The organism is Microbulbifer sp. S227A (genome assembly GCF_049800935.1).
Genome location: NZ_JBNAFZ010000011.1, coordinates 15856 through 28335, shown reverse-complemented (window position 1 = coordinate 28335; position 12480 = coordinate 15856). Strand labels below are relative to the sequence as shown.

Below are 12480 nucleotides of genomic sequence, written 5' to 3'. Positions count from 1 at the left end.
TCAGGTGTTTTTCGGGGTGAACACGTCGTGTTCCTCATAGCCGGGCTCAAGCTCCGGATGGTCTTCGCGAAGCCATCGGATCAGGGACCAGACCATGATGAACAGGACGGGCATCAACGGCACGGCGACGACCACGGACGCCGCCTGAAGCGCCGACAATGCGTCCGAGCCGCCGGAATACAGCAGCGCCAGCGCCACGAAGGACAGGACGATCGCCCAGAACGCCCGGTGCCAACGCGACGGTTCATGCGCTTGGCCGGTATCCTGTTCCGCGACCGAGGCCAGCGTATAGGCCGAGCTGTCCATCGTGGTCGCGCCAAAGATGAAGGCCAGCGCCACGAACACGACCACCAATGCCGTCCCCAGCGGCAACATCCGGTCGCCCACCGCCTTGACCGTGGCAATGATCGCCTCGGGCGTCTTGCCATCGGCAACCATGCCCGTCAGGTCAAGCAGGCCCTCCATCTGGAAGAACAGCGCCGAGTTGCCCAAGAGCCCGAAAAAGACCCAGCAGCCAATCGACCCGCCCACCAGCTCGGCGCCGATCAGTTGCCGAATGGTCCGCCCGCGCGAAATCCGCGCCACGAACAGCCCCATGAAGGGGGCATATGCAACCCACCAGGCCCAGTAGAAGATCGTCCACCACTCGGGGAAGGTGCCACCGGCGCTGACATAGGATTTACCCTCGGCGGTCGCGGCGAAGATGTTTTCGGCCTTGGTCACCGGGTCAAGGTAAAAGCTCATCTTGAGAAAGTTCTGAAGCAGCAGCCCCAGCGAATTGGTCAGCACGTCGAGCTGGAAAACCGTCGGGCCAAACACGAACACGCAGCCCAGCAATATGCCGATCAGCCAAAGGTTGATGTCGGACAGAACCTTGATGCCCTTGCTGAGGCCGGAATAGACCGAGAACCCAAAGATCAGGCCCCAGATCGCAATCACGATGAAATCCAGGGTCAGCGAGCGTTCAATCCCGAACAGCTCGGCAATGCCGGCCGACAGCATGGGCGTGCCCAGGCCAATTGTCGTGCTGACCCCGCCGATCAGGCCGAACATGAACAGAATGTCGATGAGTTTGCCCAGGGGCCCGTTGGCGGCCCGCGTTCCGATCACCCCTTCACAGGCACCGGACAGGCGCAGAACCGATTTCTTGCGGTTCCAGTACATGTAGGCCAGCGGCAGCGTCGGGATGCAATAGACAGCCCAGGCGGTAAAGCCCCAGTGGAACAGCCCATAGGTGGCAGCCCATTCGATGGCGTCCTTGCTGCCGGCCTCCATGCCGAAGGGTGGGCTCGTATAGTAGTAGGCCCATTCGATCGTGCCCCAATACATCACGCCCGAGCCAATTCCGGCGCAGAACAGCATGGCGATCCAGCTCGCCATCGAGAATTCGGGCGTGGCCCCGGCGCCGCCAAAGCGGACCTTTCCATAGCGACCGAAGGCAAAGAAAATCAGAACGCCGAACGCGCCGATGGTCAGCCACAGGAACGACCATCCGATTGTCTTGGTCGTCCAGGCCAGGGCGGTGTTGAGCGCCGCCTTGCCTTCGGTTGGCCAGATGACCAGCGGGATCGCGAAGGCCAGAATGACGGCCAGCGCCAGGCCGAAAATCGCCTTGTCAACTTTGGGTTGGTTCATGGTGGTCTCCCCCTTTTTCGGAACTGACAATCAATGCGGCAGGAGCATTGCGCGCGTGCGGGCGCAATCATCGCCCGCCGTTGTTCCGAACCTCGAAATGTTCCTTGGTGCCGTGTCACGTTCCGCCTGGGTTCCGTGCCGCGACGCGTGGTCCGCAAAATGCATGTTTCCATCCTCCCGGGACCGCTATTACATATTTGTACGTATATTCGCAACATTCTTTTTCGACCCACATGACCGAGCCTGGATCCGACCGTGTGGACCTCGTGTCGCCCCGGCGCTAAGTTACTGAAATGCCAATCCCTCCAACCCGCACGTGAAAGGCAGGACCCAGTGAGCCCCTCCAACCGCCAACCCAAGTACCGAATTGTCGAGGACTACCTGCGCGATCAAATCTCGTCGGGGGGATTCGCGGTCGGGTCGATTTTGCCCACCGAGGAAGAGCTGCGCCGCCAGTTCGGCGTCAGCCGCGCCACGGTGCGCACGGCGCTTGGCAAGATCCAGTCGGACGGGCTGATCACCAAGAGTCCCGCAATCGGTTCGCGCGTGATCTCGCGCGCGCCCAAGCAGGAGTTCAGCGCCGGCTGGGATTCCTTTGATGACCTCATGCAATATGCCAAGGACGCCAGGTTTCAACTGGAGACTTCAGAAAAACTCATTACAGACAGCGAGTTGAGTGATCTTACCGGGTTTGACGCGGGGCGCAACCTCATCCGGGTCAAGGGGCTGCGCGCCCGTCTTGGAGAGCCGGACCCGACCTGCATCCTGCATATCTATTTCGACGCGCTCTATGGCGGCATCCTGGATTATGTCAACGACTCGGGCAAGCCGATCGCCGCCCTGATCGAAGAGCATTTCCGCCTGCGCATCATGTCGATTCGCCAGGAGATCTCGGCAACCCTCCTGAATGAAACGGACGCGGCCCTTCTGGCGGCCCCCGCGGGGAGCGCCGCGCTGGTGATCCGGCGCTGGTATTCGGACACTGACGGCCATGTGTTCGAGATGTCCCAGGCGATCTATCCCGCTGACAGGCTTCGCTATACCATGACGCTGGGTCGGTCTCCGTCCGCGTCGAACGGCGGCTAGATACAAACATTCGAACCCATGAAACCACCTCCCCATTGACCTATTCCGTTTTGCCTCTATTATATTGTACGAACAAAGGAGACGATGATGGCAAGCACGGTTTACAACTCAGTACTCTTCCGCAACATGTTCGGAACTCCCGAGATGCGCGACATCTTCAGCGATGACGCTCTGGTCGGTCGATACATCCAGGTCGAATGTGCCCTGGCCCGCGCGCAGGCGCGCATGGGTGCGATCCCGAAGGACGCCGCCGACGCCATTGCCGAGGCCGCGAAGACCATCGTACCCGATATGGACCGGATGCGCGACGAAACCGAGAATGTCGGCTATCCGATCCTGCCGGTGGTGCATCAGCTGTCCGAAGCCGCGGGCGCCGCGGGGGGATATGTACACTGGGGCGCGACGACCCAGGACATCATGGATTCGGCCACCGCGTTGCAGGTGCGCGATGCATTGGGCGTGGTGCGACGTGACCTGCTGGAGCTGCGCGGCATCCTCGTGGCGCTGGCGCAAAAGCACCGCGATACACCCATGGCGGGCCGCACCCATCTGCAACAGGCGCTGCCGACGACATTCGGCAACAAGGTGGCTGTCTGGCTGTCCTCGGTGGACCGCCATGTCGTGCGTGTCGACCAGCTGCTGCCGCGCGTGGCGCTCGGTCAGTTCTCGGGCGCATCGGGCACATTGGCGTCCATCGGCGAGGGCGGGCTTCAGATGCAGGCGCTGCTCTGCGAAGAGCTGGACCTGGGTCAGCCGGCCATGTGTTGGCATGTCGCCCGCGATGGTCTCGCCGAGGTGGTTTCGGTTCTGGGCCTGATCACCGGCAGCCTCGCCAAGATCGCGACGGATGTGATGATCATGTCCTCGATCGAGTTTGGCGAAGTCGCCGAACCCTTTGTCCACGGGCGCGGTGCATCCTCGACCATGCCACAGAAACGCAACCCGATCTCGAGCGAGATGATGCTGGCCGGGGCCAAGCTGGTGCGCCAGCATGTCGCCGCCATGATGGACGCCATGATCCACGATTTTGAACGGGCCACCGGGCCCTGGCACGTGGAATGGGCCGTCATCCCCGAGGCCTTCCTGTTGACGGGTGCGGGCCTGTCGCATGCGAAATTCATGCTCTCGGGACTGTCGGTCGATACCGACCGGATGCGCCAGAACCTAGACCTGACGCACGGATTGATCGTGGCCGAGGCGGTGATGATGGCGGCGGCTCCGACGATGGGGCGGCAAGAGGCTCATGACATCGTCTATCGCGCGTGCCGCACCGCGTTGGAGGAAAAGCGCCTGTTGGCGGACATCCTGTGTGACAACCACGAGATCGTTGCGGCGCTTGGCGGCAAAGCCAAGGTGCGGGCGACCTGTGCGCCCGAGGCGTATCTGGGCCTGTCCGGTCCGATGGTCGATCGCGCGATTGCGAGCCTGTCGGCCTGACCGCACAGCCCTTCATGTCACCTATGGGTCCGGGTCCGGGCCCATATCCCATTCAAGACACCATGCCACCCAAGAGGAACCCGGAGTGATGCTGGATTTCAAACTACTGATAGACGGGACAGAACGCGCAGGCAGCACCGATGTCTGGCAAGACGTGCAGAACCCCGCCACCGGCGAGGTCATCGGGCGCGTCGCCCATGCCACGCGGGACGATCTGGACCTGGCGCTGCAAACGGCGGCCCGCGGCTTTGCCGAATGGAGCGCGGTTTCAAACTGGGAGCGCGGCACGATCCTGAAACGCGGAGCGGCGCTGATCCGGGACCGCTGTGATGACCTTGCCCTCATGTTGACCCGCGAGATGGGCAAGCCGCTGCGCGAGGCCAAAGCCGAAGTCAACCGGTCCGCCGATTTCATCGAATGGGCCGGAGAGCAGGCGCGCCGCATCACCGACGTCACCATGCAGGGCCGGCAGCCCGGCAACCGGATCACCATCGAAACCCATCCTGCCGGTGTGGTCGCCGCCTTTACACCGTGGAATTTCCCGATGGCACAGGCGGCCAAGAAATTTGCCGGCGCGCTTGGTGCCGGGTGCGCGATCATCTGCAAATCGCCCGAAGAGACCCCGGCGTCGGTTCTGGGAATGTCACGGGCGCTGTTGGATGCCGGTGTCCCGGCGGCGGCGATCGGCGTGGTCTATGGCGTTCCGGCCGAGATTTCTTCCTACCTGATCCCCGCCCCGCAGGTGGCCAAGGTCACGTTCACCGGCTCGATCCCGGTGGGCAAGCTGCTGGCGGTACAGGCGGGCCAGGCGATGAAACCCGTGACCATGGAACTGGGTGGCCATGCCCCGGTGATCGTCTGCAAGGACATGGACCCGGTTGCAACCGCCGATATCCTGGTCAAAGGCAAATTCGCCAATGCCGGGCAGATCTGCATGTCGCCGACCCGGTTTTTTGTCGAGGATGACATCCATGATGTCTTTGTCTCGCGCTTTGCCGAGATGGCCGGCAAGCTCACCGTCGGCCCGGGCGAAGAGGACAGCACCGACATGGGCCCCCTGCTCAGCGAACGCCGCCTGACCGCGATTTCCGAGCTGGTCGAAGACGCCCGCCAGCGCGGCGCCACGGTGCATACCGGCGGCCAGCGTATCGGCAACACCGGGGCGTTCTATGCCCCCACCGTCCTGTCCGACATCGCCCCGGATGCCCGGGTGATGCGCGAAGAACCATTTGGCCCCATCGCCGCGATTCAGCGGTTTGACGATGAAGATGCCATGCTTGGCGTGGCCAACGGGTTGGAATTCGGGCTGTCCAGCTATGTCTATACCAATGATGCCGCGCGCCAGCGCCGCCTGTCGGACCGGTTGAAATACGGTGTCGTGGGTATCAACGACCTGCCTGCGCATATGCCCGAAATCCCGCTCGGCGGCTGGAAAGAGAGCGGATACGGCACCGAGGGCGGGCAATCGATCCTTGAGCCGTTCCAGAAAACCAAGGTCGTCAGCCACCGCTGAGCCGTCTGTGGTGCCTGGGCCGTCCCTGTTGCCAGGGTCGGCCCCATGCGCATTCAGGGCGGGGACCAGCGGTGAATCAGGCCGTCCAGCACCTCGCCAAAACCGCGCATCTGGTCGTCGTCAAACGCGCAGAACGCCTCGTTTGGGAATGCCAACTTGCTGTCCCTGCTGAGGCGGTTTAGCTGGTGGCCATGACTATCCCAGCCGAGATGCCGCGCCTGAAAGGCTTTCGTTTCCCGCGCGAGATCATCGCCTACGCCGTCTGGGCCTACCATCGGTTCGCGCTGAGCACGGCGGATGTAGTGGATCTGCTCGCGGAGCGAGGCGTAATCGTCAGCCGGGAAGCCGTTTGCAAATGGGTGAACCGGTTTGGTCGGCATTTCGCACATTGCATCAAACGCGACCGCCCCGTTGCGGCAGATAAGTGGCACCTCGATGAAGTCGTCGTGCCGATCAACGGCGTGAAGATGTGGTTGTGGCGGGCCGTGGATGGGAGTGGGGATGTGCTCGACATTCTGGTGCAGCCAAGGCGAAACGCCAAAGCGGCCAAGCGGTTTCTGAAACAGTTGATTGCCCGTTTTGGCCAGCCCCGCGTTATCATCAAGGACAAGTTGCGCAGCTATATCAAACCGATACGTCAGCTGGCCCCGGACGCCGGCCACCGCGCCCACAAAGGGATCAATAACCGGATCGAGGGCTCGCACCGACCGACGCGGAAGCGAGAGAAGCTCATGGGCCGGTTCAAGTCGCCAAGGCAGGCGCAGCGTTTCCTGTCCGCTCATGACCAGATCAATACGATATTCAGACCCCGCCGCTATCGTCTTTCCGCCACCTCATACCGCCACGCCAGATCCGATGCCTTTGATCTGTGGAAAAGCTATGCCCTCGAAATGACCACGTGATCGAAATCAGATGGGGCGCTTACGGGCAGCGAAGAACAAGTTGGCAATCCCCGACCTCGGCCTCTTCATCCCCGACGAGACCCGGTCGCAGCAGCGCCGACACCAGAACATGGGCAATGAACAGCGACGCGAGGATCACCCCCGGAACGACGCCGGCCAGGAACAGCTTGCCGATGCTCTGCTCGGTCAGAATGCCCCAGACGATCATCAGCACCGACGGCGGGATCAACATGCCCAGAACGCTCGACCCGGCAATCGCCCCGAGCGAAAACCCCCGGTCATAGCCATGCGCCCGCATCTCGGGATAACCGATCCGCGAAAAGGCGGCGGCGCTGGCGATCGACACCCCGGTGACAAAGCTGAACACCGTGTTGCCCAGCACCGTGGCCACGGCCAGCCGTCCGGGAATGCGGGCCAGACCCCGATTGATGGCGACGTAGATGTCGGTGATCGCCCCGCTTCTGCCGATGGCTTCACCCATCAGCATGAAGAGCGGGATCACCGCAAAGGTGAAATCTCGCAGCGCCTCGGCGCTGGTTGAGGCCACGGTGGCCTCGACGATCCGCATCTTGCCCGTGGCCAGGTAGATCCCCACGAGGCTGGTCACTCCGAGCGCCACCGCCACATGCACCCCGAGCAACACGAGCCCCAGCAAGAGCGCGATGATCACCAGCGTCGGAGACGCTCCCAGTTGGCCGACAAGCTCTCCCAGGCCGGCGATCACCCAGCCGGGCAGACCGCCAAGCCAATCGAGAATGGATGCCAGAAAATCAAGCATGGTGCCTCACACTTTCAGGGTGTCGACGCGCAGGTCGAAGATTTCAATGATGGCGACGAGGATATAGTTGAGCCCCGCAAGGCCAGAGCCAAAGACGATGACCCACCGTGCCGGCCAGACCGGCACCTGGAACGCCCCGACCCCATCCATCTCGCCGCGCGAAAAGGACCGGATGGCATGTAGAACCGCGGCATCCAGCAGGAACAGGAAGAAGATCGCTCCCAGGCCGTAGGCCAGGATCAACAGCATCTTTTGTACCCAGCCAGGAAACATCACCGTCAGGAAATCCGCCCGCAGCATCGTGCCGCCACGCACCGCGAACCCGACCTGCATAAAGACGATGATCACGACGGAATTGGCAATGATTTCCTTGGTACCCGTGACCGGATTGCCGATCAGGCGCAGAAAAATGTCTCCGAGTACGATGAAGCAGAGGCAAAAGGCCCAGATCGTCCCGAAGACCATCAAGAACTTGGTCAGCCGGTCGGCGGCGTGAAGAACCCACATTCAGATCACCTGCGTTGTAAGATTTGCGGGAAGCGGCCGCGCCCGTGCGTGTCGCGGCCGGTGGTTTGCAGCCACCCGGCGGTGGGTCACTCGATGACGTAGCGCACCGGCCAGTCATAGCCGTGCCTTTCGGCCGCATCGAGCGTCAGGTTGAGCACCTCCTTGGCCGGCAGGCCAGCGGCCTCGAGCTCGTTGGCGTTGGACTGCACCCAGCCTTGCAGCGACTCCGCCCAGGCCTGGCGGACCGCGGGATCAATGTCGCGGACCGTGATCAACGCCTCCAGTTCACCAATCAGCCGCGTCTGCTCCTGCGCTTCGATGGCCGCCACATGGGTTTGGAAATCCGCCGCGACTTCGACAAGAATGGTCTGCACCTCGGGCGGCAATTCCTCGAAGGTCTGGGAATTGACCGAGAGAACGTGCTGCGTCATCGCGCCAAAACCCACCCGCGTGTAAAAGGGTCCGGGTTCATACAGCTTTTGATTGAACCAGGGCGACGGAAACATGATGAAGCCGTCGAATACGCCGGTGGCCATATCCGTGTAGGCGGCGGCAAGCGATGTGGAAACCGGCACGATGCCCGCACCTTCCAGCCAATTCAGGTTCAGCCCCGCCCCCGCGATCCGCCGACCCTTGAGATCGTCCAGGGTTGCCCATTCGAAATTGCTGCCAAGGTTGTAATCGCCATGCGGCAGAAGGCTGATGAGCTTCTGGTCGAATTCGTCTGAGATATGCGCAGAAGTTTGTGACGCTTGATCAGGCGGCGATTTGAACGCGGCGGAGACCGTCGCGGAACTCAACCCCTTCGATGATTTCGGGCAGGCGGTTCCGACAGTCGAGTTTGCGCCATTTTCCTTGCGCTGACATCACGAGCTTGAATGCCATGGCCAGTCCGGTCTTGCGGCTGAGGCAGCCCTTGGTGCGTTTCGTGCGATGCCGGACGGTGGCAAAGGTGCTTTCGATCGGGTTTGACGTGCGGACGACCGTGTCGATATCGGTCAGCTTGGCACCGCCAAAGTCGGCTTCGAAAGCAGGGCCATGGCCCAGGCCGCCGTAAGGGGCCAGCGCGGCTTGGTAGTCCTCGGGCATGATGCCGATATGGTGAATGCCGGTGCGGCCCGCATCCAGGAATTCCTTGTACACCGAAGGCGCCTCATTGTTCTGCTGGATCAGTTCGATCTGCAGGTCGCCGCTATAACCGATGGCCAGGCTGATATCGACATCGCTGTCCTGTCCGCGATACCGCTTGTTGGCCAGCGGCGCGTGGTCGAGCCTGTAGAACGGGCCGGCCTTCATCACACGGGTCCAATGGTCCAGCGCCTCGTCAAGGTTCGCCACGACATAGGCGATCCGGCGCAGGTTCGTCATCGGCGGAGTCATCTTCCATCTCCTCTCGGGTTGATTGACGGGATCGGGCCGCAAAGACACGGGCCGGCGGCGACTGCGCGGCCGGTTGGTGTCGTCTGCGGGCGCGAAGGGTTTCAGCCCTGCGTGTGGCTCAGCGGGATGGTCAGGATGAGGTCATCGATCTCGCGGGTTTCGGTGTCGATCGTGTGGTCAAGCAGGTCCTTGAAATTGTTGCCCGCCACATCCTCAAGCGTGCTGGCCACCACCAGCCGCAGCGTGCCGTCGCGCCAGGGCGCGGTGGGCCGGAACTGCCACATCTGCTGGTTGTCGGCCAGCGTGATGCGGCCTTCGATCACCCCGCCGGTGTCGGCGAGCAGGCGAATATCCTTGCGCAACAACTGGTTGTCAAAGGGTCGGTCAAACCGGATCGTCAGCGGATCGGTGGTGCCCGGCGCGGGGGGCGTGATCTGCCACTGGTCCGGGTCCGGCAACGTGCGCAGCGCCGAGGACACCGCAAAACGCTTGGAAAACGCCGGCAGCACCGAACGGCCATCCGCCGTGGGCCAGCCGCTCTTGATGCGCAGCTCGAACCTGTCGCCCTCGGTCAACGCGGGTCCCAGGCGCAGGTTGCTTGCCACTTCGCGCTTGATGCGGCCCGGATCCATCAACAGCGTCAGGCGGGTACGGTCGGCATTCCAGAGCTCTTGCTTGAACCGCATGAAGGCGGCATCATCGGCCTGGCCATCGGCGTCGAGCAATTGGATATAGTCAAAGGCCACATGCGGCTTCATCGGGCGCGCGAAATGGATGTAGAACCGCAGCGTGTTCTCGGGCAGCACATCGCCGCTCGGGTAGATTTCGGTGACACCGGCCGCAATCGCCGGGGCTTCCGGTGCCATGGAAAAGGCGATTCGCGTGCCTGCCTCGGTGACGACAACGTAGTCCTGCCCCTCGACAAACGGGAAGGCCGGGGTAAAGCGCAGGGCATCGTCGCCCGCCATGTATCGGCCCGCCAGCGGGGTCCGGTCGGCACAGCAATCCGCCATGTCGCCAACAAACACCCGCAAATGATCGGCCATATTGGTGTCGGTGAGCGTTGCGGCACCGTCCGGCAATTGCAGCACAACCGCCGCCGCCGGATCGGTAGGGAGGATCAGGCTGTTGTCCTGCGCGACAACAGCCCCTCCCATCAGCGACAGCACCAGGCTGGCCAGTACCGTTGCAGGTCTGATGGGCATCTGGATCATCCCTCAGGGTCGATGCCGTTTTCGGTGTACCATTGCGGGAAATCATACTCGGCCACCAGGTTATGCACCCGGTTCGGGAAGAAGGTCGGGTTGCTGTCGAGATTCAGGCTACCGGTATAGGCGTCACGGGTCAGCGATACAAAGAACTCCTCGCCCAGCCGGTCCATCTGCAACGACACGCCTTCGAACATCACCATTTCGCCCACCGGTCCAAAGGGCAGCACCGGGCCCGCATCCAGCTTGGGACCGCGTTCGAAATCCGCATCCGTGACCACTGGTGTGTCATTCAGCCCGCTGACCGGGATCACCTGCGGCGACCGGCTGTTGGAGGTCACGAACAGGTAATCCTGTCCGTTCATCTGGTAGGGGATCATGTCCACCGGCTGGCCATTGCCCATATCGGCAATCGTGTGGGCCGAGATCTTGGCACCATCCTGGATATCCTCAAGCGGAACCAGCACCAGCGGGCTGCACGTATAGGCGGCGACCAACTGTTCCTTGCCGTCGATCACCTGAACCGACATGGCGCGGATCGGCGCGCGGGTTTCATATTGGTCATGGGCGATGTGATACATGTCCACATCGGTCACGCCCTGCGAGCCATCAAACGGATAGGACATGCGCCGCAAGGTCGACAGGAAATTGTCATGCGCCACGCCGGAAACAAACAGTTCTCCGTTGTGGTATTCCATATCCATGATCGCCAGCGACGACAGCGGGGTTTCACCCTTGGCAAGATCGCGCGGTGACGGCGGGCTGCCCATCAGGCCACGCGCCTGAAAGGTGGTGTCGCTCTCGGGAAAACTGGCCAGTTTCTGCCGGGTGAATTCGGCCTGCGCCAGGTCAAGCAACTCGATCTCGCTGTCCTGCGTGACCTTCACGATGGCCGGACGCGAGGCGAAATTGCCGATCCGCGTGACCGAAATATAGATCTCGTTGGTCTGCGGGTGTACCGCCATGTCGTTGATTTCAAGGGCATTGGCCCCGATCCCGAGCAGGTCGGCGATCTTGGTGTCGATGTCCGGGATCCCGACGGGCGCAGCGCTTTCTGCCGGGGCGTCCGTTTCGAAATCAAACGCATAGATCGCACCATTGTAATTGTCGCCGACAAACAGCGTACCGCTGTCGGAGAATTCCAGCGCCCCGGCAAAGGCCAGCCCGGGGGTGTTCCCGGCGGCCATGGCGGGCGCCGCCAAGAGCGACACCATCGCGGAAGTTGCAAAGGCGAGGGTTCTGAATTTGAACATGAAGGCTTCCTCTTGAAAGGGGAACAGGCGGCAGGCAGGGCATCTGAAGATCGTCATGGTCTGATGCTCCGTCACCGGCGGCTTGCTGTTTTGTACCGATGCGTATATAAATACGTGAACAAGTTTCGGTGTCAAGGTAATATACTGAATGGTACAAAAAAGAGGTCCCGGTCGTCCAAGAACCTTCGATGCGCAGGACGCGCTCGACAAGGCGGTCGCGGTGTTCTGGGAAAACGGCTACGAGGCCGCCGACATGGCGACGCTGTGCAAACGGATGGGATTGTCAAAACCCAGCCTTTACAATGCCTTCGGCTCCAAAGATGCGCTTTTTGTCCGGGCGCTCGAGCGGTATCGCGCCACCATCACCCGGCAGAATCTCGATGCGTTGCATGATGCCGGGACCCCGGCGCTGGCCTTGCGTGCCTATTTCGAGAGTGTCGCGCGCAACGTATCCGGGCAGAATGGTCCCTGTGGCTGTCTGATTGCCTGCGTGGCGGTCCCCGCCGCCAGCCGGATGCCCGCCGTTGCCGAATTTCTGGACACGGGCGCACCGGCGGGGTTGATGCGGGCGGTCTCGTATTTCCAGCAGCAGGTCCAAAGCGCTGCCCTGCCCGCCGAATACGATATCCCTGCGGCAATTGCGCTGATGGCAGATCTGAGCATGGCGCTCGGTCTCAAGGGACGCCTGGGGGTACCGTTTGAAACCCTGCAACCCCGCGCGGCCCGCTTTGCCGAACTCACCCTGGCGGAAGGTATGCCACACCTGCACTGAGCCGGAGGG

Annotated in this window: 11 protein-coding genes and 2 pseudogenes; 5 read left to right on the top strand and 8 right to left on the bottom strand. The window is 62.1% G+C overall.

All coding sequences use genetic code 11. The features are described from left to right. Complete coding sequence (locus tag ACP15R_RS21335) at window positions 1-1635, bottom strand: BCCT family transporter (protein WP_424988093.1); 1635 nt, start codon at window positions 1633-1635, stop codon at window positions 1-3. A gap of 333 nt (window positions 1636-1968) precedes the next feature. Between ACP15R_RS21335 and ACP15R_RS21330 the strand changes: the two genes are divergently transcribed. From ACP15R_RS21330 to ACP15R_RS21315, 4 genes are all read left to right on the top strand, one after another. Next, entirely contained in the window at window positions 1969-2721 is a 753-nt protein-coding gene (locus ACP15R_RS21330) for a GntR family transcriptional regulator (protein WP_424988092.1), read from the top strand. Window positions 2722-2808: 87 nt separating this feature from the next. After that, window positions 2809-4158, top strand: coding sequence for a class-II fumarase/aspartase family protein (locus ACP15R_RS21325; RefSeq protein ID WP_424988091.1), 1350 nt, complete (start codon window positions 2809-2811; stop codon window positions 4156-4158). 88 nt (window positions 4159-4246) lie between these two features. Beyond that, on the top strand, window positions 4247-5671 hold the full coding sequence (locus ACP15R_RS21320) for an NAD-dependent succinate-semialdehyde dehydrogenase (RefSeq protein WP_424988090.1): 1425 nt from the start codon (window positions 4247-4249) through the stop codon (window positions 5669-5671). A 191-nt stretch (window positions 5672-5862) separates the two neighbouring features. After that, window positions 5863-6573: an IS6 family transposase gene (locus ACP15R_RS21315; protein ID WP_424988170.1), complete on the top strand. Its 711-nt coding sequence runs from the start codon at window positions 5863-5865 to the stop codon at window positions 6571-6573. A gap of 19 nt (window positions 6574-6592) precedes the next feature. Here ACP15R_RS21315 and ACP15R_RS21310 read toward each other — a convergent pair whose 3' ends face one another. From ACP15R_RS21310 to ACP15R_RS21280, 7 genes and pseudogenes are all read right to left on the bottom strand, one after another. Then, window positions 6593-7351, bottom strand: a complete 759-nt coding sequence (locus ACP15R_RS21310; RefSeq protein WP_424988089.1) for a TRAP transporter large permease subunit — start codon at window positions 7349-7351, stop codon at window positions 6593-6595. A 6-nt stretch (window positions 7352-7357) separates the two neighbouring features. Further along, on the bottom strand, window positions 7358-7858 hold the full coding sequence (locus ACP15R_RS21305; protein ID WP_424988088.1) for a TRAP transporter small permease: 501 nt from the start codon (window positions 7856-7858) through the stop codon (window positions 7358-7360). Between the two features lie 86 nt (window positions 7859-7944). Continuing rightward, window positions 7945-8658 carry a TRAP transporter substrate-binding protein DctP gene (dctP, locus tag ACP15R_RS21300; protein ID WP_424988087.1) on the bottom strand — a complete coding sequence of 238 codons (714 nt, stop codon included), beginning with the start codon at window positions 8656-8658 and terminating at the stop codon, window positions 7945-7947. Next, a pseudogene (locus tag ACP15R_RS21295) lies at window positions 8615-8839 on the bottom strand (IS256 family transposase); the annotation flags it as partial. The pseudogene ACP15R_RS21295 and the gene dctP, both read right to left, overlap by 44 nt. 84 nt (window positions 8840-8923) lie before the next feature. Then, window positions 8924-9226 (bottom strand): annotated as a pseudogene (locus tag ACP15R_RS21290) (VOC family protein); the annotation flags it as partial. 113 nt (window positions 9227-9339) lie between these two features. Further along, window positions 9340-10443: a hypothetical protein gene (locus tag ACP15R_RS21285; RefSeq protein WP_424988086.1), complete on the bottom strand. Its 1104-nt coding sequence runs from the start codon at window positions 10441-10443 to the stop codon at window positions 9340-9342. Window positions 10444-10448: 5 nt separating this feature from the next. Then, window positions 10449-11699 (bottom strand): hypothetical protein, encoded by a 1251-nt coding sequence (locus ACP15R_RS21280; protein ID WP_424988085.1) that lies wholly within the window; start codon window positions 11697-11699, stop codon window positions 10449-10451. A 148-nt stretch (window positions 11700-11847) separates the two neighbouring features. Between ACP15R_RS21280 and ACP15R_RS21275 the strand changes: the two genes are divergently transcribed. Further along, the gene (locus ACP15R_RS21275) at window positions 11848-12471 is read left to right on the top strand and encodes a TetR/AcrR family transcriptional regulator (protein ID WP_424988084.1); all 624 of its coding nucleotides are present in this window, start codon (window positions 11848-11850) and stop codon (window positions 12469-12471) included. Window positions 12472-12480: the final 9 nt, after the last annotated feature.